We start from the raw sequence: 23880 nt of genomic DNA, 5'->3' as shown, positions 1-23880 counted from the left end.
TACTGGAAGTATACCCAGTAGTTTACCGATACGTCAGGCGCCAGTTGCTTAACCCTTTATATAGCCAGGGCAAGGCATCGTCATGGATGCCGCACAGCCAGGATCATTCGCTGGATAAAGTCCAACCCAGGCATACAGCCCGGCATGCCTGAAAGATATTGATTGGCTGGATTGGGGGTCAGAGCGACTTGAGCAGGGCCTTGGCTTCTTGCGAACCATGCGCAGCAGCCTGTTCCAGCCACTGGTGCGCCTGATGCGGTTCGTTGACGCGTGGCTTGAGATAATGGCGTCCCAGCTCCAGCTGCGCGCAACTGTCGCCTGCGCGGGCAGCCAGGCGCAGCATTTCAAGTCCCATGCGACGGTCGCGGGTGTTACCGCAATCACGGCAGAGCATTTGTCCCAAACGGCTTTGTGCAGCCACTACCCCTTCGCGTGCGGGCTGCTTTAGCAGTTGGCCAGCAAAACGCTTGATCGAAGGTGCATGGCCCAAGCGTGGGTTATCGAGCAGCCACAGCGCGACGCGCATGGGTAACTTGGTGCTGATTGGGACGGGAGCAGAATGGGTACGGGGCAATACGCGAGGCATAAATAACGGCGATAGGGTGGAAAGGCGCGCCACTCTACTCTTTTTTTTTCAGAGGTAAACCCCAAAGACCTCGGAAAAACGTAGCGGGCGACGAAAGCACAAGGCGCACAGCCAACGCATAGCAGTCAAAGGCTTGACCAACATGACGGCACCCGCACTATCGAACCCAATCATTTTTCTGCAGTTCCCTAAACAGACTAATGTGACAACCGTATGTAGGTCCTGGACAGACAATCCACAGAACCTGTGGATAACTCGGTGGACAAGATGGGAGCAAGCGCCGTCAACGCCTGTAGTTTGGGGGCTGAGCTTAAACTGACGATTTTTTCACCAGCAAAAAAAATTGATATTTTTCATTGACTTAAAAAATCCATATGAATAATCAATGATTTACGGCGCTCTTTGAATCAAGCTTGCTAAGGCGCATTGAAATTGTGCACAAGTCAATTTACCGCAGGTCAGAAATGCCCTAATTGGGCGCATATTGGCCACTCCTGAAGATCACCATAACAGCGTCAAAGACTTGACCCACAAGCGCAAGCCCAGCAGCGTGGGGATCTCCACAGGGTGCGAACAGCAAGCGCCAAAAAAAACTGCGGCAAATTCGCGCAGGATAATTTTATTGGCCTTGATGCGATCATGTCTCAATTAGCCAACCGGTCGATCAACTTTCAGGCCGGTAGCGGCAAGCGCCCTTCGTGCTGAAAATCGGTGAGTTTGAATACCTTTGGCCCATCAATGGAGTGTGGTTTTTTAAAGGCCACGTACTGCTCGGTAGTCTCGCAAAACCAGGGCATCAGATTTCGGGGCCGTTTCTCCGCCAACGCTCGCGGGGTAAATAGCGCCACATTGACTCCACCTTGGGTACAACGCGCCGAGCGGTATTCGAACGCCTCGACCTGCGCACCACGCATGGCCGCCCCCAAAGCCTGGGTTTGCGAGTATTGGCTGGGATGCATCAGTTGCGTGCGGTACTCATCAAAGGGCGCTTTTTGCAGGGCAATGCCCCGTTCCACCTTATAACCCGCCTCGAACGAGCAATGTTCCGACAGAATCCGCCCGCTGGGCGGCGCTACGTCCATGCCATCCCACAATACAAAGCGGTAATAAGCAGCCTCGGCCATTGCCGTTTCGATGCGCTGGGCGGCATAGAACAAGCTGGGTTCAAAGCGCGAACCAAAACGCGAGCCCCAGCGCAGTGGCGGATAGCGAAACGGCGTTATCAATAGATAGTGCAAGCCGCGCGTTGCATCCGGCAGCACTGGTTTGCTGGTTTCCAGTAACTCCTCCAGCAGCGCTTGCTCCGCCAGGGTATCGACCAGTTGCAAGGTAGCGACCTGCTCCTGGCTCTCGACCAGGCGTACGAGTCGACCGCGCAGTGGCGCTATCTGTTCAGGGCCGTGACAGGCCTGCCAGATGCTCATCAAACCTTGCCGCGAATCGCATCAAGGTATTCCACTACCCGCACCAGGCCCTGCACCTGCCCCATCATCTCAAGCGGCACTCCCGCCAAGTGGTTGTTTTCAGTGCGCAAGAAATGCCGCATATCGGCGAGATCACCGCCAAAGAGTGCGAACAATGCACGATAGCCACGGATAAAGAGCAACGCCAACTCACCGGTTTTGCTCTGCGGGCTCAAACCTGTATCCACCCAGCGACTGATCGCACTGCGGTGCACACCGACAATACCGGCCAGCTCCTGCTGGGTCAGCCCAAGTTGTTCGCGACTGTTGAGCAACGCTTTGGCCAATACACTGTCAACATCGCTAACAGGCTGTATCTTTGCACTCATATGCGCCCCTCCAAATGTCTATTTACATCAATAATAGACCTTGATGTTGCAAATGCACACCAAGAAAGACATCTGCATTGGCAGCACATCCGGCATGGGGTAACGTCTGCCCATCGCCCAAGCCCGCCAATGCTTGGCCCCAAAGCACTGATAAGGTCCCGAGGTTTCACAGCAATTGATTGCGCCAACCTGCACACAGGAAGCTAAGCGATGAGACGACTCTGGCTACGATTGGCCGGATTGCTGGTGCTTCTGTGTGTGCTGGCGGGCATCGCAATGGTGAGTTGGCAGCAATTTCTACAGCGCCAGCACATCAGCCGTTTCGACTGGCAAGGGTTGTCTGTTTCCCTAGATGGCATTCACCTGCGCCAACTCCAGGTCGAACAACAAAGTGATGCCGCAACGCTAAGCGTTCAAAGCCAGGGCTTGACCCTTGGATGGCGCGACTTCAGTACGCTTACGCCATTCTGGCAGCACATCGAATTAGAGCGGCTCAGTCTCGACTGGCAGGAACACAATAGCCGCACCACACCCACCGACTCCGCCGCCATCGACCTGCTGGAAATGCTTGGCCCGCTGGCGCTGATGCCGCAGTCGCTGAGCATTGGCCAGCTCAGCGCAACACTGCCCTGCGCCCAGGGACGCTGCACCTTGCAAGGCGACCTGCAGCTGGACAAAACTTCGCAACAGCCACTGGCCATGACCCTGCAGAGCAACCTGCGCAGCCAAGGCCAGTTGCTGACCATTGATGGCCAGTTGCAGCGCACAGAGGATGACCTGGACCTGCAACTTGCACTGCAGGTCGATGGACAGCCGCAACTGGGAGCAAACCTGAGCCTGCGCAAACAGACCAATGCTTCAGGACAACCAAGCAGCCTGTTGAGCGGTGCAATCGCGGCGCCAAACCTGAACCAAGCCAGTGCCTTGCAACACTGGCTCAGCCAGTGGGCATTACCGGCCAGGGTCAAGCTGCCCGAAGCGCCGGGCGTTGCCGCCTTATCCGCAAACTGGGAACTGGACCTGCCAGCCGGGCCGATCAGTATTGAACATCTGCAACAGGCCAGCGGAACGCTGACCGCAAGCGCCAACCTGCCTGAGCCTTGGCCAGTTCCGGGTATCGGCCAGGTTCAGGGAGAGCTTAGCCTGGCACTTAATGCCCAGTCCGGCCAATGGCTCGTTAAGCAGATCAAGGCCGACCTGAAGCTGCAGCAACTGGCTGAAGCACTGCGCAACCGCTTGCCTGCCCCGCTGCAAAACGATCAATTCAGTCTCAGCATACAGCCCGCCGAACCAGCCAGTGGAACAGAAGACGCGCTCGAGACTCAGCTGCGCGGGCGTAACCTGCCGCTGGCGCTCAACCTCAACAGCAGCGGTGCCAGCTCAGTGCAGTTGCAAGCCAACCTGGCGCTGGCCAACACCTTGCCTTGGGCTGTTCAAGTCTACGACGCAAGCCTCGACGCCAGCAGCAAGAACCTGCAACTCGATGACTGGAAAGCCCAAGGCCTCAATGCAATGCTGGCCTTCAAGGGCTATGCAGACGCACAGCAACTCAGGCTCAACCTGGATAAAGGTTCGCGACTGCAACTCGCGCAGCTCACTCACCCTGAGTTCGGCGCCACTGGCCTTGATGCCACGCTTGCCGGAATAAACCTGAGCGCGGCAACCAGCTTCGATAGCTGGCAAGCCAGCGGACCGCTCGTGCTCAGTGCTAAAGCCTTGCAGCAGCATGCATTGAAAGCGCAAAGCTGGGGCTTCAAGGGCAAGCTGCAAGCCGACTCACAGACCCAGGCGCTTGATGGCTCGCTAACCACTGGCAGCGGCTTGCAAGCGCAACTGGCGGGGCAAAACACTGCAAGCAAGGGCTTGCAGCTAGAGGCCAAATTCAACGAGATATTCTTCCGCGCGGGCAACCCACTGAAAAGCACCCTGAGCGACTGGCCTGCCCTGCTCGACCTCAACAATGGCCGCCTCAATGCCAATGCCAAGCTGCACCTGGCACCCGGCAGCAACCCAGACCTGAGCTTCGACCTTGCCAGCCAGGGGCTCTCAGGCATTTACGACCGCACCCTGTTCAACGGCTTGACTGCCAAGGTGCAGGTGCGCCTGGCGAACCAAGGTCTCGAGGCCGAGGTCAAAGACTTGAACCTGACCGAGGCCAATCCAGGCATCGCCCTTGGCCCCATAGAACTGCGCGGCCGCTACAGCGCCCCACTCGGCGCACTGGATAAGGGCCAGCTAAGACTGCAGCAGGCCAACGCCCAGGTTCTCGGCGGGCAAGTTACCTTGCCAGCCAACCAATGGGACCTGAAGCAGCCTGATTTGCTCTTTGCCCTGAACTTGAAAAGCCTGAAACTTGAAGACCTGTTTGCCGCCTACCCCGCAGAAGGCTTGTCCGGTAACGGCTTGATCGATGGTTCGATTCCCTTGCGCCTCAACCCCGCAGGCTTGAGCGTTGAACAAGGCCAAATCAGCGCGCGCCAACCCGGCGGCCGCCTGCAGTTCGACAACGACAAGATCAAAGCGCTGGGCGCCAGTAATCCAGCCATGCAACTGGTAGCCCAGTCACTGGAGGACTTTCACTACACCACCCTTTCCAGCGGCGTGAGTTATGACCCTCAAGGCCAGCTCTTGCTAGCCCTGCGCCTTGAAGGCAGAAACCCGGCAATCGAGAAAGGACGCCCCATCAACTTCAACATCAACCTGGAGGAAAACATTCCGACCTTGCTGGCCAGTATCCAGTTGAGCGATAAAGTCAGTGATATTGTCCAGCAAAGGGTTCAACAATTTATCCTCAAGCGAAATAAAAGTGTCGCGCCAAAGGACAATCAATAAGGGAGCACGCAACATGCGTTTACGCAACGGTTTAGCCGCTCTGGCATTGGGTTTGATAAGCGTTGCCTGTACCCCAACGGTGCAGCTGGCAGTGCCTAACGAGCCGATCAACATCAACCTCAACGTCAAGATCGAGCATGAGATCTACATCAAGGTCGACAAAGAGCTCGACAGCATGTTCAACGAATCAAGCGGTCTATTTTAAGGAGCGATGCAATGACTCTATCTAAACGAATTGCCAGCCTGGTATTGCTATTGAGCCTGAGCATCCCGGCCTTTGCCATGAACCTCAACGATGCAATGTCCGCACTCGGCGGCGCTAAGGCCTCCGGCCAACTAGGCGAGATGCAAACCGGCTACCTGGGCGTGGTCAAGCCCGGCGGCAACGCCGATGAAATCGCCAGGCTGATCAACGACGCGCGGCGTAACGAGTACAAGAAACTGGCTGAAAAAAATGGTATCGAGGTCAGCGCCGTAGAGGCGATTGCGGGCAAGAAGGCAATTGAAAAGACCCCGCCTGGCCAGTACATCCAGCAAGGCGGCAACTGGGTCAAGAAATAGACGACCACAACAAAGGCGCCCTGTTTAGGCGCCTTTGTTGTATGCGGGGGGATTAAACCAGGGTCAGCGTGACATCAATGTTGCCGCGCGTTGCGTTCGAGTATGGGCAAACGATGTGCGCGCGATCAACCAGGGTTTGCGCCGCCGCCTTATCAAGACCCGGCAGGCTGATGCGCAACTCGACCTCGATGCCGAAACCATTGGGGATTGCACCAATGCCGACAACACCTTCAATCGACGCATCCGCCGGAATCTGCAACTTGTCGCGTGCGGCCACAAATTTCATTGCACCGATAAAACAAGCCGAGTAGCCCGCAGCGAACAATTGCTCAGGGTTGGTCCCCTCGCCGCCTGCGCCACCCAATTCCTTCGGTGTGGTCAGCGCCACATCCAGAACACCGTCAGAAGATATAGCCCGGCCATCACGGCCGCCAGTGGCTTCTGCATATGCACGGTAAGCAATAGTTTCGATCGACATGATGATTTCCTCTTGGTAGTCAAATAAAGGGGTAACAGATGCAACGAGGATCAAGTGGTGTTCTCGTTGGCCTTGAAACAATATTAGTGCGCAATTATTTAGTGCGCAAGATAATTATTCACAGATTTCTCTATCAGCACGATCAAGTTCTTCAATGGCCAGCTTTCTCGGCCAACAACCAACCATCGCAGGCTGCCCGGTTGTTGGCGCACAGGCTATTAGTGCGTTAACTTGACAGCCATCTTCCGCGTAGAGCTCATCCCATGGATTCCTCACTCGAACCTTGCAAGGCCCTGCTGCTGGACAATCAGCTGTGCTTTGCCTTGCATTCCACTTCGCTGCTCATGACCAAGACCTACAAGCCCCTGCTACAGGAAATGGGGCTCACCTATCCACAGTATCTGGCCATGTTGGTGCTGTGGGAAACCGACGGCCTGACCGTGGGTGATATCAGTGCGCGACTGCTGACCGACCCTGGCTCGCTGACACCGCTACTCAAGCGCCTTGAAGCCCAGGGCTTGCTCCAGCGCAACAGGAGCAAGGCCGATGAGCGTGTTGTAGAGCTGCGCCTGACCGCCAAGGGGCGTGCCTTGCATGAGCAGGCCAAGGCGATTCCGGGTTGTATCCTGAAATCGGCGGGCATGCCCATGGAGCAGCTTGATGAACTCAAGCAAGCGCTATTCACGCTGCGCAAACACTTGCACCAATCACTTGATGGCGATTAAGAATTAACGCCACATTGCTAGAGAACGATCATGAACAACGCATTAATCATCGAAGATATCGTCCTGGGCGATGGCAAGGCTGCCGTCAAGGGCGCACTGATCACCACCCAATACCGCGGCACCCTTGAGGACGGCACCACCTTTGACTCATCCTATGATCGCGGCAAGCCATTTCAGTGCGTGATAGGTACAGGTCGCGTCATCAAAGGCTGGGACCAGGGCCTGATGGGCATGAAAGTCGGCGGCAAGCGCAAACTCTTCGTACCGGCCGAACTGGCTTATGGCGAGCGCCAGATGGGCCAGCATATCAAGCCGCACTCGAACCTGATTTTCGAAATAGAGTTGCTTGAAGTGCTGACCCGCGACGACTAAAGCACCGAAAGCCGCTGGCGAATTGCAAAGCAAGACTCGGAGTTTTGATAACCGCCTGACCGCTTAAGCTTGAATCACTTTCACTGCTTGTGGGCACCGCGATGAAACCGACCAAATCCTTAGCAACCAAAATGACTGTAGATGACCCGCGCTGGCAGCGTGTGCTCGATCGCGCCCCTTCACTGGATCAGCCCTTCGTCTACGCAGTCAAGACCACGGGCATCTATTGCCGCCCCAATTGTCCGTCACGGCGTCCGAAACCCGACAACGTTGAGTTTTTCGACACGCCACAGCAAGCAGCCGCTGCCGGTTATCGCCCCTGCAAGCGCGCCACTTGCGGCGGCACCCCGCTCAGTCAGCAACACGCCGCGATAGTCAGCAAGGCCTGCCAGATTATCGAACATGCCGAGCAACTGCCCAGCCTCGACCAGCTCGCCCGGCAAGTCGGCGTCAGCGCCTATCACTTCCATCGCTTATTCAAGGCGGCGACCGGCCTGACGCCAAGGGCCTACGCCAGTGCAAACCGCGCACGCAAGCTACGCGCACAGTTGCAAAAAGGCAGCCTGGTCACAGACGCGCTCTACCACGCCGGCTTCAACGCCAGCAGCCGCTTTTATGAAAAAAGCGCCGAGGTACTCGGCATGAAACCCAGTGATTACCGCGCGGGGGGCGCTAATACGGATATTCGCTTTGCAGTGGCGCAGTGCTCGCTCGGGGCCATTCTGGTCGCACAAAGCAACCGTGGCATCTGCGCAATCCTGCTTGGTGATGAACCCGAAACCCTGGTTCGCGAGTTGCAAGACACCTTTGCCCAGGCCAACCTGATTGGCGCTGACGCAAAGTTCGAGCAACTGGTCGCCAAGGTCATCGGTTTTATCGAAGCGCCGGCAATCGGCCTCGACTTACCCCTGGATCTGCGCGGCACCGCATTTCAGGAGCGGGTCTGGCAGGCATTGCGCAACATCCCGGCTGGCAGCACGGCCAGCTATGCCGAGATCGCCAAACTGATTGGCGCACCAACATCATTCCGCGCCGTCGCCCAGGCCTGTGCGGCCAACAAGCTTGCAGTGGCCATCCCTTGCCATCGTGTGGTCAGAAGTGATGGCAACCTGTCCGGCTATCGCTGGGGCATCGAACGCAAGCAACAATTACTGGAGCTGGAGCGTGAAACGACTTGAGCATCAGGTGCCATCCTGTTGCGCGGCGCATTGGCGATGCAAAAACTTCAGCAACTCGCCAATAATCGCTTCAGGTGCATCCTCCTGGACCAGATGCCCGGCGCCGGGTACGCGCACCATTTGGCAGTTGGCAATCTGCCGTGCCAGCGCCTCCCCCCGCTCAATGGGTATCCACTGATCCTGCTCACCCCAGAGCAGTAGTACCGGGCAATCCAGCGAGGCATAGGCGCCTTGCACTTCATCGGTATAACGTTGGTCCATCTGCGCAATCTGCCGGTAGAACGCACCTTGCCGCCCCTCGCCCAGCCAGGGTTTGGTGTAGTGCTGCAAATCATGCTCCGCCATGGGGTGGCAGACCGAACCCTGTATATAGGCGGCCAATATCGCTTCGTGTATATAACCGGGCAATCCGCTGAATGCCTGCTGATGCTGGCGTACGTGCTGGACGAAGGGCGAACCCCAGGGCGCAATGGCCACCGGGTCGATCAAGGTCAGCGTTGTGTAGGCCAACTGATTGAGAATCCGGCAGCGCAAGGCCGTAGCGCCACCAAAATCATGGGCAACGACATGAGGCTTATCCAGGCCCCAATGCTCGATCAACGCCGCAAGCAGATGATTCTGCACGCCAAGCGAAACATCCTCGCCCTCAACCATTTCAGATTGCCCATAGCCGAGCAAATCAAAGTAATACACGCAGTAATTGCTGGCCAACAGCGGAGCGATACGCCGCCAAACCTGAGATGAAAATGGCGTGCCATGCACCAGGACCATTGCCGGACCTGCGCCCATGACGCCGTAGCGAACCGGTCGCCCTGCAAAATCAAAGGTGTGCGGTAAAGGAAGTGATTGATCGACAGCGTTCATATTTAACCCCTTTAATAGCTCATAAAGGTTAGAATAGGAGTCACCATACCTAACCTTTATCAATCAATAAAGGGGTTATATGAATACTGCCGACAACAGGCACTGGACCACCAGTGACTTTATCGCCGACGACCCTGTGCTCGACTTTCTCAACACCACAGGCGCCAAAGGCAAACAGCGCATCAACGAAAGACTGCACTCATGCCGCGCACTCATCGACTGGGCCCTGGCCGCACAACTGGTCACTGAAGACGAACACCAACGCCTGCTACAGCTGAGCCAGGCGGACACTGCAACAGCTGGGCGCGAACTGGACCAGATCATCCTGTGGCGCGAAGCCCTGTACGCGCTGATGCATGCCGCAAGCCATGAGCAAAAGCCCGAGGGCGCAGCGTTGCACTGCGTGGAAAACGTGATCAAACAGGCACTTGCCAGCGCCCAACTGCATTACACCGTGGGTGAACCCGGCTTTTGGGGTGTGGATTCAGAGAATGCTGGCATTGCGACCATCCGGCATCGATTGGCCCTGCAACTGAACAAGGGCATTACTGGCGGCAAATACCAACAAACCAAGGAATGCGAGGCCTGCACCTGGATGTTTATCGATACATCGCGCAGCCGCAGGCGTCGCTGGTGTTCAATGAGCACCTGCGGCAACCGGGCCAAGGCCCGGCGCTTTTACCAGGGTGAAAACAAGGCCTGACACCAACCGGCTGATGAACAACCCGGCTGGCCGGCTATTTTGCCCCGCGGGGCAACTGATGCCGCATAGCGCAACCGCCGGGGCATCAAGCCTTGAGACGAGTGACCAGGCGCGCTTGCAAGGCTTCCAGTTCAGCAGCATCGGCCTTGGCGCTGGCATGTATACCCAGGTCTTCACCGGCGAAGCGTGGGATCACATGCATATGGATATGGAACACCGTCTGCCCGGCAGGCGCACCATTGAACTGCGCAACCTGGACGCCAGCAGGCTGTAACTCATCGACCAATGCACGGGTGATTTTCTGCACCACCTGCATGACCTTGCACAGGCTTTCGCTGTCGATGTCGAGCATATTGCGCGCAGCAGAGCGCTTGGGAATTACCAGGCTGTGGCCATAGGACTGGGGAAATACGTCGAGGAAAGCCAGCACATCATCGTCTTCATACAGCTTGTAGCACGGCGCATCGCCACGAATGATCTGGGCAAAAATATTCTGGGAGTCGTAATCGCCATGCAAGCTCATGAGTCTGTCCAATATCCGTGGATGAAGGTGTAACCATACCGGTTTTACCGAGTCAGATAAAACTCGGTAGGCTTAGCTCAATCCTACCCGCCAGACCTTTTGATGTGGAGTCCCTATGCCTGATCTATCTGCTTTCAAGATTACCCAGAAATGGCCTGCCAGCCACCCCGAGCGTCTGCAACTGTATTCCCTGCCCACGCCAAACGGGGTCAAGGTATCGATCATGCTTGAAGAAATCGGCTTGCCATATGAACCGCACCTGGTCAGCTTCGAAACCCGCGACCAGTTTTCGCCGGAATACCTATCGCTAAACCCGAACAACAAGATCCCCGCGATGATCGACCCCAATGGGCCAGACGGCCAGCCACTGGCGCTGGTTGAGTCAGGCGCCATGCTTGTCTATCTCGCCGAGAAAACCGGCCAGCTACTCGCCAGCGACCCCGCGCAACGTTATGAAACCCTGCAATGGCTGATGTTCCAGATGGGCGGAATCGGGCCAATGATCGGTCAACTGGGCTTCTTCCATAAGTTCGCGGGCAAGGACATCGAAGACAAGCGCCCACGCGACCGCTATGTGGATGAAGTCAAACGCCTGCTCAACGTACTGGAGCAACGCCTGCAAGGCCGCGAATGGATCATGGGCGACGACTACAGCATCGCCGATATCGCCATCTTCCCGTGGATGCGCAACCTGGTTGGCTTTTACGAAGCTGGCGACTTGGTCGAATTCAACAAGTGCCCGAACATCAAGCGCGTGCTGGACAAGTTCCTGGCCCGCCCTGCTGTCCAGCGCGGCCTGAACATCCCCAGCCGCGGCTAAACCACCAAAGGCAAGGCCCAAACCCATCGCAAGCGCATGAAAAGATGCGAAAAATTGCACTTTGGGCTTCGCCAAACGCAAATCAGCTGATATCATGCGCGCCGCTGTGGGAAGATGCCGGAGTGGCCGAACGGGACGGATTCGAAATCCGTTGAACTGGCAACAGTTCCTAGGGTTCAAATCCCTATCTTCCCGCCACTATTCAATACTTAAGCCCCTGAAATTCCTAGAGTTTCGGGGGCTTTTGTTTTTCCGGACACGCAATGTGTCGAAAAACGTCGAAAAAAATGCAATGCTGGCAATTCAACATGATGCAGGAGCAAGCACATGGAAATGCTGGCAACACCACAGAGTAAGCGACTTCTTTATCCTACGACTTTTGTTAGCTTGCGCGCCCTGCCGATAGCCTGCATTAATTAGAGGCGCAGGCTAGGGTTTGACGTCGTTTAAATTTAAACTTGGTCTGTCCCCTATTACTTCTGATCCGTGACCAGAAACCAACGATACCTTACCCTCATAGATACTCTCCTCATGAAAAGAACGGAATACATAGAAAATATAGCTTTGAAGCTATTGCAAGCGGCAAGGCAGTATCCATTTTTATTCTCCAAGAACTGACGATGAAAAATATGATGTAAAGCAAAGTTATCGAAGCAGTAACAAATATAAGCAGCGCATCCCCAACAGCCAGAAAAGCCATAATCGATTTCAAGAGATGCCAAACTGTCCAAGCAAAAAAAGCATAGATAATTGGTTTAGTTGGTAATCTATACAACATACGTACAAACCAGTTCAACATACACCTCACATACAAAATTAATAAAAGTTTTTGTTTATAAACAACACAAAAACCTGCTACACGCGTACTGCTGGAACGCAAACTAAAACAGCAACTTAAATGTGTCATGCAACTTAAGCTTTGGCTAGATAACAAAAGTCTATGTGTCGAAAAAGTGTCGAAATCACTGGCTAAAGATGCACAGCATTGACCAGTTAGAAAAGAGCTAAAGCCAGAGAATAACTAGCTTTGACCTAAATAGGTCAGCAACGGACAACGCTGGAATCGGGTTCAAATCACTCCCAACCCCGCCACCTCCAAAATGCTTTTCACGCCTAACGACTGAGCTGATTGCTCCAGAATTCCGTTCCATGGCGTGGAATCATCAATATCATTGCCCTAGTAGGTAGCCAGATAATGTGCCGTGGACACCAGCAACAAAATCAATAAACCCGGAAAAGAACTTATAATCACAAGTCGCTGAACCTGCAAAGCAAAAATCAGAATTTTGGTTCGATATAATGATGGATGATCTGGATACCGCTTAACAATATTTAACCAACTAGCAATAGACGAATTAATTTCTGGGAGTTTGGTTTTATAGGCTGCAGGCGAAAAAATCAACGCCAGAAATAGAAGTACAACACCTACGGGTAACATATAAAAAACAGCAGGTATCTTTATACCTTCACCATAATAGTCATAAAAATATTTAAGTACAAAGATACCCCCTGGAATCCCAAATGCAAATGAAAGCTGCGCGAGAGTTCTCATATTTCCAGATATCGACAGGTCAATTTTTTGCATAGGTGTCCTAATGTCCATATTAAGTGTTTGCTTCAGTCCAACCCATTGGAAGAAGCAAATCCATTGTTAAAGATTACTGCTGAAATTTTTAGATTATACATACTCACAATCTACAGCCTTACTAAAATATCAATGTGCCACACCGCCCCACCAAAAGCCTAGAAGCAAGAGAGTTTGTATCGACAAAATGTCGAAATTACAGGTTAGATAAGGCCGTCACTGCCCAAGAGAGATGAATCGCACACCAGATAATGACTGGCTTTGACCTCAATAGGTCAGCAACCGACAACGCTGGTAAACAGGGCTCAGACCACGGTTTCGCAAGGTGTCTCTTTTGCCCTGCCCCGGCCACCACGCCCTTGCCTACTTCAAATAGCTCGGCAACGTATATCGGATTTATCCCGTGACAATGGCATAGCCATCCCCCTTACCCACCCTGCAAGGGAAATACCGGTCGCATTGAATCAAAGGCAGATTAAAGGCAATATGCCCGTGCCTGCTATAGCCTAGGCGATTGATCCACGGATGATGTTTTGACTTTACAAGGAATGTACCCAATGAAAGCTGCTTCTATAGTTGCGACCTGTGTGCTCGCTCTTTCGCCCGCAATCGTGTTCGGCTCCGGTTGCCCCAAAGGCAAGGAAGGGCCAACTCCGTTCAAGCCAATCACTGAAAGCAGCGGTTCGCTCGATGTACAAATCTACAGCCAAACCGATCTTGGTAGCGAAGCGATCAAGGCAGAGGGCTGGCGTTTCCGAGCGCGGACAATCGTTTTCGGTAAGGATGCCGTGGCTCCACTTCATTCCCACGACAAGCGCCCCGAGACAGCGGTGATGAAGCACGGCTCGGTGACGGTCTATGAACAGAACTGCACCGTCAGCTATGAGATGAAAGAGGGCGATGTCTATCAGTCTGGCCATGGCGACGCCCATTGGGTGGTAAATACAAGTGGCGCACCTGCCGTCATGTTTGTGGTCGACCTTGTGAATGAAGATTCCTTCCCGGGGTCCCACGACAAGATGTAAGACGGCCTACTGTTTGAGGCGGGCGCAAACAACGTGGTTAGCCCTATACCGTATTGGCACGCTTCTGCTAGCCCGGTTATTGCTGGGCTGAGCGCCAAAACCAGTCCTGACTCTGGTCGAGCTATCAACACAGTAGCCAGCAAAAAAAAATGGCCCTTCAAGTGAAGGGCCATTTTTTGTAGCAATGTTGGTTGGGACGATTAGTTGCCCGTTGGCATTGGGATGCTGAAACCTTCTTTGCCGAGGGCTTCACGCACGTATTGGAAGCGTTGGTATTGAGTGAGCGTGATTGGACCTGAGTACCCCTCGCCTTGCATTTTGCGCGGTGGGTATTTGATGTAGGTCTTCATTTTCTCTTTGATCGCTTCGTTGATTGTCACCAGCGTCCAGGTGCGCTCTGTGTAGTTGTTCATGAAAATATCGTAGCGTTCTTGAGGGTCCTGCCACAGGTCGAATACCTGGGGCACGGTAGCAACGTATTTTTCAGGCCCCTTCCAGCCCAGGTTGGTATCGACCGCCAAGCCACCAGTGGCTTGACCGTTGTCACCACGCAGGTTGAAGACCGCCTTGTAGTTACCTACGCGAACCGCACCCGGAGTCAGCTCGTTTTCAGTGAAGTAGAACCAGCTCTTACGATCTGACTTACCCGTGCCGAATAGCACAGGCGACATATCGTAGCTGTCGAAAATGATTGGCTTGCCTTCACGGTCATCCTTGGGCAGTTCAACCCCTGCGACCTTGGCGAAGGTTGCCATCAGGTCGAGCCCGCCCAGAATGTCGTGGTTCTTGGAGTTCGCTTTGATTTTGCCCGGCATCCAGGCAATGGCCGGCACACGGTTGCCGCCCTCACGCACTGTCCCTTTAGTACCCCTGAATGGCGTGTAGCCTGCATCTGGGTATACATCCTGCCAGGCACCATTGTCAGTGGTGTAGAAGACCAGGGTGTTTTTCTCGAGCCCAAGCTCACGGACCTTGTCCATGATGCGGCCAATATGGGTATCAAGCTCAACTATAGAGTCGGCAAATTTGGATTTTGACAGCGATTTGCCCTTGAACTCGGGAGCCGGCATGCTCGGCTGGTGAACTTTCATGAAGTTGACGTTGACGAAGAACGGCTCACCTGACTTGGCGCCTTTCTCGATAAAGTCTATCGAGGCTTTTTCAACATAGTTGTCGTAGAACGGAATACCTACGACCCCGTTGGGGTATTCATCGGTTTTTTCGTCTGGTTTATCGACGTATTGACCGTTGACGGCAAAATCTTCAGTTGGCTTCTCTCCAGCCTTGCCTGAAAGCGCACCCTTGGTGACTTTTTTGAACATGGCCCGCAGATCATCGCTCATGTCCGGAAACCATGTCGGATCGGCATAGGTGTAGGCATTGAGGTGGTAAAGGCCGACGTATTTCATCTCGTCGTAGCCTTGGGCATTTGGCAATGCGGAGTCATCTTCACCCAAGTGCCATTTGCCGGTGAAGTAGGTTGAATAGCCTGCTTTCTTGAGTACTGAACCCAGCGTCCATTCTGCGGCAGGGAGACCGCCACCCTGGCCCTGGAACGCGACAGTGGTCATGCCGCTACGGTTGGGAATCCTGCCGGTCTGCATTGCAGCACGACCGGGAGTACAGCTTGGCTGGGCATAGAATGAAAACATTGTCATGCCTTCATCAGCGAGCCTGTCCAGGTTTGGAGTGGGCATCCCACGGCCCTCTCCCCCGCCATAGGCACCCAAGTCACCATAGCCAGTGTCATCCGAGACAATCAAAATGATATTGGGTTTGGACTCTTCCGCATAGACAGGTAACCCTGTCAGCAGCATCGCTGCTGTGAATCCAGAAAGCATTAACTTCATCATTCATCTCCATTGAAATAATTGTCAATTCCCGGGCTGGGGCATTCAAACATCATTGATTAAAACGATTTTTTTTATCCTTTGCCCACTTGGCAATGTTACGCAATCGCTCTTTCGAGTGTAAGCAAAAACAATATGGTTTAAACGATAGTAGAATTTTCCGGGCAGTCTAGAATCAGCCTTTGCTGGCCGACAGAACGTACTGCCAGCTATGGGACCAAAAAAAAGCAGAACGCCCGGCGCTCTGCTTTTTTGCTGTAGCCATGAATGGCTTAACCCGAAGAATCTGCTCCGCCCAGCTGGAGAAATTGCAGTTTGTGCACTTTGCCCTGGCTGTCTTGATAGACCATGATGACCGGGACCACACCGCGTAGCTCGCTGACATCGGTCAAGGATATGACTTTGGCCACATCCAGTTTGTTGCCGTATTCATACTGAACAGGCTTGAGGTCATCAATGCTGCTGGCGTTGGCAAAGGCTACTGGGGCCAAGCTCAATAGTATTGCTGCAAGGGCGGTAGTCGCTTTCATCTGGTTTACTCCTGAGTCCGTTCATTGGATGCTGCCAAGCCGGTTCTGGTTGGGTTACCTGGGCATCGGCTTGGTTTAATCACTCGTTACGGGCTTATAGAGTTGAGTGGCTATTTGAAATTACAGATGAAGCGTCCAAGGGCGATGACCGGTAGCGCAATAATCCAGCCGCCCGCTTTCGCAGCCAGAACTCAGGTTGGCGCCGCAATCGGCCCCTTCACGATCAAGGCGCAACCAATGGACAATGCATCAAGACTCCAGGCAATGCTTGCATCCGATGCCTTGCGCTGGCGCCTGCTGGAAATGGTGCACTCCCTGGCGTTGCCCGATTGCTGGATAGCGGCGGGCTTTGTTCGAAACGCTGTTTGGGATCACTTGCACGGCCGTGCGCCTGGTGCAGTCGCAACCGATATCGATGTCATTTGGTTTGATCCACAGCGCTGCACGCCCGAGGAGGACCAGGCCCTTGAGGCCAGGTTGCGCAAGCTTGATGCACCGGTTACCTGGTCGGTGAAAAACCAAGCACGAATGCATATTCGCAACGGCGATGAACCTTACCTTTGTGCAACCCACGCCATGCGTTTCTGGCCTGAAACAGCAACGGCAGTAGCGGTAAGGCTGGGCAAGGACAGATCCTGCGAGATTGCAGCGCCCTTTGGGCTCGATGATCTATTTGGCTTGGTGCTCAGGCACACATGGCGCTTTGCTGGAGAAAAAAATGCCATCTATCAAGAGCGCCTGAAAGCCAAGAACTGGCTCGCAACATGGCCTTTGCTTGAGCTCGCATCAGAGCCGTCCGCCGCCGGTTAACCACAGGCGAAAGCCCGGCTTAAACAACGGGCATAAAAAAACCGGAAGCAAACGTACTGAGGTTCGGCTTCCGGTTGTGGTTACGCATGGCTTAACCCGATGAATTCGCGCCGCCAAGCTGGAGGAACTGCAGTTTGTGCACATTGCCTTCGCTGTCCTTGTACACCATGGTCACAGGGACTACGCCGCGTTGTTGGCTGACGTCGGTCAACGAGATCACTTTGGCCACGTCCAGTTCGGTACCGTACTGATATTGGACGGGATCAACCTTTGCGGCATTGCTGGTGCTGGCAAATGCTGCCGGGGCCAGGCTGAGTAAGGCTGCTGCGAGGGCAATGGAAGCTTTCATCTGGGTCACTCCTGAGTAAATTAAATGGGTCATGTTCAAGCGTCTACCGGGCCGGTCCAGGCATTCAGGCCTGTGGGTTGTGGCTGGTAGTTGCTGGGTACGGGGCTAGTTAAACACCCGCTGGTTCGCCAGAGAAATCGACTTGAGTGGTACTAAATATTAGCGCGACAAATAGTTTCAGGTAATCGTTCCAAAACCATCTATAGAGACTGAATATAAATATTCCTGCGAGTCATAAGCCGTGCAAACGCTGGCAATGCAGCTGCACCGAGTTTCTCTGTACTGATAAATAGAGTCGCGGCGGCTTCAGATATTACAAATCGCCCGAACCCACGAGAGGCATCTGCCTGGACTGCAGGCCCATCAGCGCAGGGCGATGGCTCTAGCGCGAATGGTTCTGGGCAATCAGGCTGCGTTGCATTACGCCAAATCGCGCCCACAAAAAAGGGCGCCGCAGCGCCCTCTTGACCTATTAACCCATCAAGCCGTTAGCTTGGTCAGCGCTTCACGGTACTTGTCGGCGGTTTTCTGCGCGACATCCGCTGGAACCGCTGGGGCTGGCGCTTGTTTATTCCAGCCGGTGGACTCCAGCCAATCGCGCACGAACTGCTTGTCGAAGCTGGGTGGATTGCTGCCTTCGACATAGCTCTCTGCTGGCCAGAAACGACTGGAGTCAGGCGTCAGCACCTCGTCCATCAGGGTCAGGGTGCCGTCTTCATCCAGGCCAAATTCAAACTTGGTATCGGCGATGATGATGCCCCGTGTGGCTGCATATTCGACAGCAGCGCTATACAGGGCAATTGCGGTATCACGAACCTTGAGCGCCAGCTCGTCACCGATAATCGCCTGGCACTGCTCAAACGAGATGTTCTCGTCGTGGTCACCCACTGCAGCCTTGGTCGAAGGGGTGAAAATGGGAGCAGGTAATTTAGAAGCCTCTTTCAGGCCAGCCGGCAATTGAATACCGCAGACGGTGCCGCTTTTCTGGTATTCCTTCCACCCGGAACCCACGATGTAGCCACGTACAATTGCTTCAACCGCTACAGGCTTGAGACGCTTGGCAACCACCGCACGCCCTTCAACCAGAGGCAATTCAGCCGCACTGACCACATCTTCAACCTTGTCGCCGGTGAAGTGGTTGGGCACCACGGCCGCGAGCTTGTCGAACCAGAAATTTGAAATCGAGGTAAGGATCTTGCCTTTCTCCGGGATCGGCTCATCGAGAATGACGTCGAACGCAGAGAGACGGTCGGTTGCGACCATCAACATGCGCTTGTCATCAATTTCATAGAGGTCGCGGACTTTGCCTGAGTAGATTTTTTTCAGGCTGAGGGTCGCAGGCGTGGTCATGTCGGAGTTTCCGTCTTGAACAAACGAAACAGGCGAAACATGGGTTTCGCCTATCGGTTTCATGCGGGCTGCGGCTGCAGCCCTGTTTCAGTGTCTAAATCATGCTGCCGACAAGGCCGCATGACGCTCGGTTTAACCCAGGTTATCCTGGATCAACCCAAGGATTTTGCGCGAAACGTCTTCAGGTGCAACTGTGTTCGCGTCTTTCTCGACCGACACTTGAACGCTGTCGCCTACTGTTGTCAGCCGTACCTGATAGCGCTCGGCCCGTGCGTCGATTTCTTCCTGGTCAGGTTCGCTGCCAAACAAGCTGCTGAAGAAGCCTGGCTTCTCTTCCTTGGACTTGGCGCCTTCGGCGAGGTTGATGTAGTAGACGCCCAGGCTGCGGTTAAGGTCGTCGATCCGAACGTCAGCCGAATCCAGCGAGCGGCCCACGCCTGACCATGCACGGTCGAAGTCCGAGCTGAGATTGAGGATCGGATTGCCATTACCGTCTTGCGACATGCTCACGCGGCTAGGTGCGTCGTAATCACGCGCAGCCAGCAACGAAACCGAACCACCCTGCTCCGTGCTGCGAGCCATGCTTACGAGCATTTCATCGAGCAGCGCAGCATCCAGGCTTTCATTGATGCTTTTCTCGGTGAAGGCCACATCCGCAGTGCTACCGGCAGGACGCTCGGCACTGACGACGAAGATTTCACTGGTGTTGCGCTGCACACCGGGCTCGATGCGCACGCGGACACGGGTTTCGGCATCAGGCGTGGAACCGGAAACGCGGGTGCTCAGGCGACGCGCCATGGCTGGCGACAGGTCTTCAAAACGCTGCCAGTCAGTGGTGAACTCGCCGGTTTGCGGACGCTCACTGGCAATACGGAAACCATTGGATTCATAGAACTGGCGCGCCACTGGCCAGACTTCAGCTGGCACGCGCTGCGCGACAATCCAGCGCGAAGCACCGCTCTTCTGCAAGCTGTACTCACTGGCGTCTGCCTGAACCTGCAGCGCTTGAGGACGCGGCACGTCATACTCACCTTCGACGTTCTCCGTAGCCACTTGCTGTGGAATAGGCAGCAACGGGTCAAGCGGCTTGCTGTGCACGTCGGCCGGAAGCTGCATTGGCGCAGTCTGGCGGGCAGTAAGGTAATCGCTGCCGCGATCACGGAAATAGCCATCTTCGCCCCAGAGCCAGCCGCAACCGCTGGTACTGGAGATAATCAAGGCAAGTGTTGTAAGTCCGGCCAGTCGCTTCATGCGTAGTAATTCCTCAATTAAACCAATACGCCGCACTGGCGCAGAGCCTGACGCAGCGGTTCATGACAGCGCGGGCTGAGCCAGGTCAGAGGCAGACGGATACCGTCTGGCATCATGCCCATCTCGTGCAGTGCCCATTTGACTGGAATCGGGTTGGATTCAATGAACAGATTCTTGTGCAGCGGCATCAAACGATCGTTGATGGCACGCGCGATAGCCGCTTCGCCACGCATGGCTGCGGCACACAGGTCGCTCATGGCACGCGGAGCGACGTTGGCGGTGACCGAGATATTGCCCTTGCCGCCCAGCAGCATCAGCTCAACCGCAGTGGCATCGTCGCCGGAGTAGACCAGGAAGTCCTTGCTGACGCGATCAATCACTTCTTTGGCGCGTTGCAGGTCGCCCGTGGCTTCCTTGATGCCAATGATGTTGTCGATCTTCGACAAGCGCTCAACGGTCTCGGGCAGCATGTCGCAAACGGTGCGACCCGGCACGTTGTAAAGGATCTGCGGGATCGCAACGGCTTCGGCAATGTGGCGGAAATGCAGGTACAAGCCTTCCTGGGTTGGCTTGTTGTAATAAGGCGTTACCAGCAGGCAAGCGTCTGCGCCGACATCCTTGGCCGCGCGTGTCAGCTCTACCGACTCACGCGTGGAGTTGCCGCCGGTACCGGCGATCACCGGGATGCGCCCTGCTACCTGATCAACAACGCGACGGATCGCCTCAATGTGCTCAGACACTTCCAGGGTCGCCGACTCACCAGTGGTGCCGACCGCGACGATGGCATTGGTGCCTTCTTGCAGATGGAAATCCACCAGTTTGCTCAGGCTATCCCAGTCGAGACCACCTTGTGCATCCATAGGAGTGACCAGTGCCACCATACTGCCCGCAATCATGCAACCGCTCCTGCCAAAAAAAGAGAGCCGTAATGGTACTGGCGCTATGAGCCTTGCACAAGCGAAGTACTTGGGTTACCGGCCAGTAGATGCAACTCGGCACAACCTTACTCAACCACCGGCCCAGGCGGTGCGGGCTTGAAACGGCGGAAATCCGGCGAAATCAGGCTTGATCATCAAGACTTTTACAACCTGAGACTCTCAACAAAAGACCGGCATACTTGGCAAAAAGCTTAAAAAAACCCGCATGGCGACTGCAAAAAAGTCGCTTGCGCGGTCTGATTGATTATCAGGTCCTGTCTGGTGCTGCATTTTTCTGGGCTTTACCAGGCAAGTGGAACAGCGGCCATGGGTGCTTTTCACAATATGACCGACTGGATATGGATTCGCTCAGGGCGCCAGGTTGGGAAGCGGTTATTGGAGGAGTGATTCCCCTCGGCAGCGCTTTTCGCTACCCTTCCGTCTTTGAGCAACGCTGTGTAAGAAAAATTGCTCACTCATTGTTTAGGAAGGCTGCATGTCCCCCCCCTCAGTACGCGAACAATTCCTCGTTATTAGCGCGCTCGGCCCTAACGCCATGGAGCTGACCAACGTCCTGTGCCGCACCAGCCACGAGAACCGCTGTGCCGTGATCAGCACACGCTTGAGCCGACATGGCGAGTTCAGCGCGCTGGTATTGCAAATCACCGGGAGCTGGGATGCCCTCGCCCGCCTTGAGGCAAGTTTGCCGGCGCTGTCCAAAAAGCACAGCTTTACCGCCAATGTGATTCGCAGTGCGGCCACCGAGAACCGGCCCCAGGCCTTGCCTTACGTGGCCTATGTCAGCTCGGTGTACCGTCCGGACATTCTCAACGAGCTGTGCCAGTTCTTTATCGACCACAATGTCGAGTTGGAGAACCTGACCTGTGACACCTACCAGGCACCGCAGACAGGCGGCACCATGCTCAATGCCACATTAACGGTCACCTTGCCCGCCGGCACGCAAATCAGTTGGCTGCGCGACCAGTTCCTCGACTTTGCCGATGCCCTCAACCTAGATGCGTTGATTGAGCCCTGGCGCCCACAAAACCCTTGAAACCTGCTGTCGCAGCCCTTTGCAGAGTTTTTCCCAGGAGATTTGTATGACAGTGAAGATTGATGCCCCGGTAACCGACTTCCAGGCCCAGGCCACCAGCGAACAACAGGTTCAGCTGTCCGCGCTCAAGGGCAAGCAAGTGGTGATCTACTTTTATCCAAAGGACAGCACGCCCGGCTGCACCACCGAAGGCCAGGGTTTTCGGGATCAGTTTTCCGAGTTCCAAGCCGCCAACACGGTGATCTTTGGGGTTTCCCGCGATGGCGTGAAATCGCATGAAAACTTCAAGGCCAAGCAAGGCTTCCCCTTTGAGCTGATTTCAGACAAGGATGAAAGCCTGTGCAAGCTGTTCGATGTGATCAAGCTGAAGAAACTCTACGGCAAGGAATACATGGGCGTAGACCGCAGCACCTTCCTGATCGACAAGGATGGCGTACTGCGCCAGGAGTGGCGCGGGGTTAAAGTCCCGGGCCACGTCGATGCGGTGCTGGCGGCGGCACAAGCGCTGAATAAAGCCTGACCTGCCAGCCAATAGCTGGCGCTCGAAACTAAAAAGGCCACTGATGTAGTGGCCTTTTTTCTGCGCGGCGCTTGGCCGATCAAACCAACGCTATTAAGCGCAAGGCTGTGGCGGTGGCTCGTTGCTCTCTACTCGCGGCCAGGCATCCAGCAGTGCCTTGAACAAGGTTGCCAAGGGGATCGCGAAGAACACACCCCAGAAGCCCCACAAACCGCCGAACAGCAAGACTGCACAGATAATCGCCACCGGGTGCAGGTTGACCGCCTCGGAGAACAGCAGAGGCACCAGCACATTGCCATCGAGTGCCTGAATGATCGAGTAGACCAGCATCAGGTACAAAAACTGATCACCAAAGCCCCACTGGAACAAGGCGATGAGCGCCACCGGCACCGTCACGACGACCGCGCCTATGTATGGCACCACGACCGACAGGCCCACGGCCAATGCCAGCAGTGCCGGATAGTTGAGGCCCAGTGCGGCGAAGGCAATATAAGTGACAACCCCGCAAATGATGATCTCAATCACCTTGCCACGGATGTAATTGGCAATCTGCTTGTTCATTTCGGTCGCGACCTGGCTGATAAGCGTACGCTCCTGTGGCAGATAGCCACTGAACCACTTGCCGATCACTTCACGGTCCTTGAGAAAGAAAAACACCAGAATCGGCACCAACACCAGGTAGATCATCACGCCAACCAACACAGGCAGGCTCGACAGCGAGAACGACAAGGCCCACTGGCCGAACTTGCCCGCGCCACCGCGCAATGACTCTATCGACTGCACGATCTGCTGCTCGGTGACCAGCCCGGGATAGCGCTCGGGCAGCATCATGAACAAGGTCTGCCACTCGCCCAGCATGCGCGGCAATTCGTTGAACAAGGTGCTGAGCTGATGCCAGAGCAGCGGCATCAGCACCAGGATAATCAAGCCCAAACTGCTGACAAACAATGCAAAGACCAGCCATACCGCGATGATATGTGGCACACGCAGGCGTTCGAGCGCACCGACCATGCCCTGCATAAGAAAAGCCAGGACCAGCCCCGTCAATACAGGCGCGAGCATGCCGCCCAATGTCAGGATCAAGGCAAAGCCGACAACCAGCAAAACAGCCAGCACCACCGCCTGCTCATCGGAGAAATAGCGGTGCAGCCAATCACGTAAAACCTTAAGCATTAATAATCCTTGATCAACCGATAATCAGCAGC

General features: G+C 54.9%; 26 protein-coding genes and 1 tRNA gene. 13 read left to right on the top strand and 14 right to left on the bottom strand.

Features of this window, described 5'->3' with window-relative positions; translation table 11 throughout:
• Positions 1-178: 178 nt before the first annotated feature.
• The 3 genes from CHB79_RS02180 to CHB79_RS02170 form a co-directional block, all read right to left on the bottom strand.
• Complete coding sequence (locus CHB79_RS02180) at positions 179-526, bottom strand: tetratricopeptide repeat protein (RefSeq protein ID WP_089358740.1); 348 nt, start codon at positions 524-526, stop codon at positions 179-181.
• A gap of 731 nt (positions 527-1257) precedes the next feature.
• The gene (locus tag CHB79_RS02175; protein WP_089358739.1) at positions 1258-2010 is read right to left on the bottom strand and encodes an RES family NAD+ phosphorylase; all 753 of its coding nucleotides are present in this window, start codon (positions 2008-2010) and stop codon (positions 1258-1260) included.
• Positions 2010-2378 carry an XRE family transcriptional regulator gene (locus CHB79_RS02170; protein ID WP_089358738.1) on the bottom strand — a complete coding sequence of 123 codons (369 nt, stop codon included), beginning with the start codon at positions 2376-2378 and terminating at the stop codon, positions 2010-2012. The genes CHB79_RS02175 and CHB79_RS02170 overlap by 1 nt, the downstream gene beginning before the upstream one ends.
• Before the next feature lie 210 nt (positions 2379-2588).
• On the opposite strand from CHB79_RS02170, the gene CHB79_RS02165 reads away from it, so the two are divergent.
• The 3 genes from CHB79_RS02165 to CHB79_RS02155 are packed head-to-tail and all read left to right on the top strand — an operon-like array spanning position 2589 to position 5771.
• A complete protein-coding gene (locus tag CHB79_RS02165) occupies positions 2589-5210 on the top strand; it encodes an intermembrane phospholipid transport YdbH family protein (protein WP_089358737.1) in 2622 nt (873 codons plus the stop codon).
• A 13-nt stretch (positions 5211-5223) separates the two neighbouring features.
• Positions 5224-5415, top strand: a complete 192-nt coding sequence (locus CHB79_RS02160; protein ID WP_010484957.1) for a YnbE family lipoprotein — start codon at positions 5224-5226, stop codon at positions 5413-5415.
• An 11-nt stretch (positions 5416-5426) separates the two neighbouring features.
• Positions 5427-5771 carry a YdbL family probable chaperone protein gene (locus CHB79_RS02155; RefSeq protein ID WP_010484955.1) on the top strand — a complete coding sequence of 115 codons (345 nt, stop codon included), beginning with the start codon at positions 5427-5429 and terminating at the stop codon, positions 5769-5771.
• Positions 5772-5823: 52 nt separating this feature from the next.
• On the opposite strand, the gene CHB79_RS02150 is transcribed toward CHB79_RS02155, so the two are convergent.
• The gene (locus tag CHB79_RS02150) at positions 5824-6249 is read right to left on the bottom strand and encodes an organic hydroperoxide resistance protein (protein WP_010484953.1); all 426 of its coding nucleotides are present in this window, start codon (positions 6247-6249) and stop codon (positions 5824-5826) included.
• 263 nt (positions 6250-6512) lie between these two features.
• Between CHB79_RS02150 and CHB79_RS02145 the strand changes: the two genes are divergently transcribed.
• The 3 genes from CHB79_RS02145 to ada all read left to right on the top strand — a co-directional run bounded on the left by CHB79_RS02145 (position 6513) and on the right by ada (position 8524).
• Positions 6513-6974, top strand: a complete 462-nt coding sequence (locus tag CHB79_RS02145; RefSeq protein ID WP_010484952.1) for a MarR family winged helix-turn-helix transcriptional regulator — start codon at positions 6513-6515, stop codon at positions 6972-6974.
• Between the two features lie 30 nt (positions 6975-7004).
• On the top strand, positions 7005-7346 hold the full coding sequence (locus tag CHB79_RS02140; protein WP_010484950.1) for an FKBP-type peptidyl-prolyl cis-trans isomerase: 342 nt from the start codon (positions 7005-7007) through the stop codon (positions 7344-7346).
• 131 nt (positions 7347-7477) lie between these two features.
• Positions 7478-8524 (top strand): bifunctional DNA-binding transcriptional regulator/O6-methylguanine-DNA methyltransferase Ada, encoded by a 1047-nt coding sequence (gene ada / locus CHB79_RS02135; RefSeq protein ID WP_245851321.1) that lies wholly within the window; start codon positions 7478-7480, stop codon positions 8522-8524.
• Positions 8525-8527: 3 nt separating this feature from the next.
• On the opposite strand, the gene CHB79_RS02130 is transcribed toward ada, so the two are convergent.
• Positions 8528-9388, bottom strand: coding sequence for an alpha/beta fold hydrolase (locus CHB79_RS02130; RefSeq protein ID WP_089358735.1), 861 nt, complete (start codon positions 9386-9388; stop codon positions 8528-8530).
• A gap of 79 nt (positions 9389-9467) precedes the next feature.
• Here CHB79_RS02130 and CHB79_RS02125 point away from each other — a divergent pair, with 79 nt between their 5' ends.
• Positions 9468-10091 carry a CGNR zinc finger domain-containing protein gene (locus tag CHB79_RS02125; RefSeq protein ID WP_089358734.1) on the top strand — a complete coding sequence of 208 codons (624 nt, stop codon included), beginning with the start codon at positions 9468-9470 and terminating at the stop codon, positions 10089-10091.
• A gap of 85 nt (positions 10092-10176) precedes the next feature.
• On the opposite strand, the gene CHB79_RS02120 is transcribed toward CHB79_RS02125, so the two are convergent.
• Positions 10177-10614, bottom strand: coding sequence for an HIT family protein (locus CHB79_RS02120; RefSeq protein WP_089358733.1), 438 nt, complete (start codon positions 10612-10614; stop codon positions 10177-10179).
• 115 nt (positions 10615-10729) lie between these two features.
• Between CHB79_RS02120 and CHB79_RS02115 the strand changes: the two genes are divergently transcribed.
• Both CHB79_RS02115 and CHB79_RS02110 read left to right on the top strand, forming a co-directional pair.
• Positions 10730-11434 carry a glutathione binding-like protein gene (locus tag CHB79_RS02115; RefSeq protein WP_089358732.1) on the top strand — a complete coding sequence of 235 codons (705 nt, stop codon included), beginning with the start codon at positions 10730-10732 and terminating at the stop codon, positions 11432-11434.
• A 108-nt stretch (positions 11435-11542) separates the two neighbouring features.
• Positions 11543-11632, top strand: a tRNA-Ser gene (locus tag CHB79_RS02110).
• 979 nt (positions 11633-12611) lie between these two features.
• Here the strand turns inward: CHB79_RS02110 and CHB79_RS02105 are convergent.
• Entirely contained in the window at positions 12612-13019 is a 408-nt protein-coding gene (locus tag CHB79_RS02105; RefSeq protein ID WP_141133412.1) for a hypothetical protein, read from the bottom strand.
• 557 nt (positions 13020-13576) lie between these two features.
• Here CHB79_RS02105 and CHB79_RS02100 point away from each other — a divergent pair.
• Complete coding sequence (locus tag CHB79_RS02100) at positions 13577-14044, top strand: cupin domain-containing protein (RefSeq protein WP_089358730.1); 468 nt, start codon at positions 13577-13579, stop codon at positions 14042-14044.
• 200 nt (positions 14045-14244) lie between these two features.
• Here CHB79_RS02100 and CHB79_RS02095 read toward each other — a convergent pair whose 3' ends face one another.
• Together CHB79_RS02095 and CHB79_RS02090 are read right to left on the bottom strand one after the other, a co-directional pair.
• Positions 14245-15894, bottom strand: a complete 1650-nt coding sequence (locus CHB79_RS02095) for an arylsulfatase (RefSeq protein WP_010484936.1) — start codon at positions 15892-15894, stop codon at positions 14245-14247.
• A 272-nt stretch (positions 15895-16166) separates the two neighbouring features.
• The gene (locus CHB79_RS02090; protein WP_089358729.1) at positions 16167-16424 is read right to left on the bottom strand and encodes a DUF2790 domain-containing protein; all 258 of its coding nucleotides are present in this window, start codon (positions 16422-16424) and stop codon (positions 16167-16169) included.
• Between the two features lie 237 nt (positions 16425-16661).
• Here CHB79_RS02090 and CHB79_RS02085 point away from each other — a divergent pair, with 237 nt between their 5' ends.
• Positions 16662-17234: a nucleotidyltransferase family protein gene (locus CHB79_RS02085; protein ID WP_176443115.1), complete on the top strand. Its 573-nt coding sequence runs from the start codon at positions 16662-16664 to the stop codon at positions 17232-17234.
• Between the two features lie 91 nt (positions 17235-17325).
• On the opposite strand, the gene CHB79_RS02080 is transcribed toward CHB79_RS02085, so the two are convergent.
• The 4 genes from CHB79_RS02080 to dapA form a co-directional block, all read right to left on the bottom strand.
• Positions 17326-17583, bottom strand: a complete 258-nt coding sequence (locus CHB79_RS02080; RefSeq protein WP_010484932.1) for a DUF2790 domain-containing protein — start codon at positions 17581-17583, stop codon at positions 17326-17328.
• A gap of 480 nt (positions 17584-18063) precedes the next feature.
• The gene (locus CHB79_RS02075) at positions 18064-18933 is read right to left on the bottom strand and encodes a phosphoribosylaminoimidazolesuccinocarboxamide synthase (RefSeq protein WP_010484930.1); all 870 of its coding nucleotides are present in this window, start codon (positions 18931-18933) and stop codon (positions 18064-18066) included.
• Between the two features lie 132 nt (positions 18934-19065).
• Positions 19066-20184 carry an outer membrane protein assembly factor BamC gene (gene bamC, locus CHB79_RS02070; protein ID WP_010484927.1) on the bottom strand — a complete coding sequence of 373 codons (1119 nt, stop codon included), beginning with the start codon at positions 20182-20184 and terminating at the stop codon, positions 19066-19068.
• A 17-nt stretch (positions 20185-20201) separates the two neighbouring features.
• On the bottom strand, positions 20202-21080 hold the full coding sequence (gene dapA / locus CHB79_RS02065; protein WP_010484925.1) for a 4-hydroxy-tetrahydrodipicolinate synthase: 879 nt from the start codon (positions 21078-21080) through the stop codon (positions 20202-20204).
• 517 nt (positions 21081-21597) lie between these two features.
• On the opposite strand from dapA, the gene CHB79_RS02060 reads away from it, so the two are divergent.
• Positions 21598-22155, top strand: coding sequence for a glycine cleavage system transcriptional repressor (locus CHB79_RS02060; RefSeq protein WP_010484923.1), 558 nt, complete (start codon positions 21598-21600; stop codon positions 22153-22155).
• Between the two features lie 46 nt (positions 22156-22201).
• On the top strand, positions 22202-22675 hold the full coding sequence (locus CHB79_RS02055; protein WP_010484921.1) for a peroxiredoxin: 474 nt from the start codon (positions 22202-22204) through the stop codon (positions 22673-22675).
• A 93-nt stretch (positions 22676-22768) separates the two neighbouring features.
• Here the strand turns inward: CHB79_RS02055 and CHB79_RS02050 are convergent, their stop codons facing one another.
• Positions 22769-23848, bottom strand: a complete 1080-nt coding sequence (locus CHB79_RS02050; protein WP_089358728.1) for an AI-2E family transporter — start codon at positions 23846-23848, stop codon at positions 22769-22771.
• Between the last annotated feature and the right edge of the window lie 32 nt (positions 23849-23880).

The organism is Pseudomonas segetis (genome assembly GCF_900188155.1).
Classification (GTDB): domain Bacteria; phylum Pseudomonadota; class Gammaproteobacteria; order Pseudomonadales; family Pseudomonadaceae; genus Aquipseudomonas; species Aquipseudomonas segetis.
The sequence above is the reverse complement of the archived record's forward strand: the minus strand, read 5'-3'. Positions and strand labels throughout refer to the sequence as shown.

Bases quoted from the DNA above. Each gene is read 5' to 3' on its own strand.
- CHB79_RS02180 (WP_089358740.1), bottom strand. From the start codon at position 526: ATGCGCGTCGCGCTGTGGCTGCTCGATAACCCACGCTTGGGCCATGCA.
- CHB79_RS02175 (WP_089358739.1), bottom strand. From the start codon at position 2,010: ATGAGCATCTGGCAGGCCTGTCACGGCCCTGAACAGATAGCGCCACTG.
- CHB79_RS02170 (WP_089358738.1), bottom strand. From the start codon at position 2,378: ATGAGTGCAAAGATACAGCCTGTTAGCGATGTTGACAGTGTATTGGCC.
- CHB79_RS02165 (WP_089358737.1), top strand. From the start codon at position 2,589: ATGAGACGACTCTGGCTACGATTGGCCGGATTGCTGGTGCTTCTGTGT.
- CHB79_RS02160 (WP_010484957.1), top strand. From the start codon at position 5,224: ATGCGTTTACGCAACGGTTTAGCCGCTCTGGCATTGGGTTTGATAAGC.
- CHB79_RS02155 (WP_010484955.1), top strand. From the start codon at position 5,427: ATGACTCTATCTAAACGAATTGCCAGCCTGGTATTGCTATTGAGCCTG.
- CHB79_RS02150 (WP_010484953.1), bottom strand. From the start codon at position 6,249: ATGTCGATCGAAACTATTGCTTACCGTGCATATGCAGAAGCCACTGGC.
- CHB79_RS02145 (WP_010484952.1), top strand. From the start codon at position 6,513: ATGGATTCCTCACTCGAACCTTGCAAGGCCCTGCTGCTGGACAATCAG.
- CHB79_RS02140 (WP_010484950.1), top strand. From the start codon at position 7,005: ATGAACAACGCATTAATCATCGAAGATATCGTCCTGGGCGATGGCAAG.
- ada (WP_245851321.1), top strand. From the start codon at position 7,478: ATGACTGTAGATGACCCGCGCTGGCAGCGTGTGCTCGATCGCGCCCCT.
- CHB79_RS02130 (WP_089358735.1), bottom strand. From the start codon at position 9,388: ATGAACGCTGTCGATCAATCACTTCCTTTACCGCACACCTTTGATTTT.
- CHB79_RS02125 (WP_089358734.1), top strand. From the start codon at position 9,468: ATGAATACTGCCGACAACAGGCACTGGACCACCAGTGACTTTATCGCC.
- CHB79_RS02120 (WP_089358733.1), bottom strand. From the start codon at position 10,614: ATGAGCTTGCATGGCGATTACGACTCCCAGAATATTTTTGCCCAGATC.
- CHB79_RS02115 (WP_089358732.1), top strand. From the start codon at position 10,730: ATGCCTGATCTATCTGCTTTCAAGATTACCCAGAAATGGCCTGCCAGC.
- CHB79_RS02105 (WP_141133412.1), bottom strand. From the start codon at position 13,019: ATGCAAAAAATTGACCTGTCGATATCTGGAAATATGAGAACTCTCGCG.
- CHB79_RS02100 (WP_089358730.1), top strand. From the start codon at position 13,577: ATGAAAGCTGCTTCTATAGTTGCGACCTGTGTGCTCGCTCTTTCGCCC.
- CHB79_RS02095 (WP_010484936.1), bottom strand. From the start codon at position 15,894: ATGAAGTTAATGCTTTCTGGATTCACAGCAGCGATGCTGCTGACAGGG.
- CHB79_RS02090 (WP_089358729.1), bottom strand. From the start codon at position 16,424: ATGAAAGCGACTACCGCCCTTGCAGCAATACTATTGAGCTTGGCCCCA.
- CHB79_RS02085 (WP_176443115.1), top strand. From the start codon at position 16,662: ATGGACAATGCATCAAGACTCCAGGCAATGCTTGCATCCGATGCCTTG.
- CHB79_RS02080 (WP_010484932.1), bottom strand. From the start codon at position 17,583: ATGAAAGCTTCCATTGCCCTCGCAGCAGCCTTACTCAGCCTGGCCCCG.
- CHB79_RS02075 (WP_010484930.1), bottom strand. From the start codon at position 18,933: ATGACCACGCCTGCGACCCTCAGCCTGAAAAAAATCTACTCAGGCAAA.
- bamC (WP_010484927.1), bottom strand. From the start codon at position 20,184: ATGAAGCGACTGGCCGGACTTACAACACTTGCCTTGATTATCTCCAGT.
- dapA (WP_010484925.1), bottom strand. From the start codon at position 21,080: ATGATTGCGGGCAGTATGGTGGCACTGGTCACTCCTATGGATGCACAA.
- CHB79_RS02060 (WP_010484923.1), top strand. From the start codon at position 21,598: ATGTCCCCCCCCTCAGTACGCGAACAATTCCTCGTTATTAGCGCGCTC.
- CHB79_RS02055 (WP_010484921.1), top strand. From the start codon at position 22,202: ATGACAGTGAAGATTGATGCCCCGGTAACCGACTTCCAGGCCCAGGCC.
- CHB79_RS02050 (WP_089358728.1), bottom strand. From the start codon at position 23,848: ATGCTTAAGGTTTTACGTGATTGGCTGCACCGCTATTTCTCCGATGAG.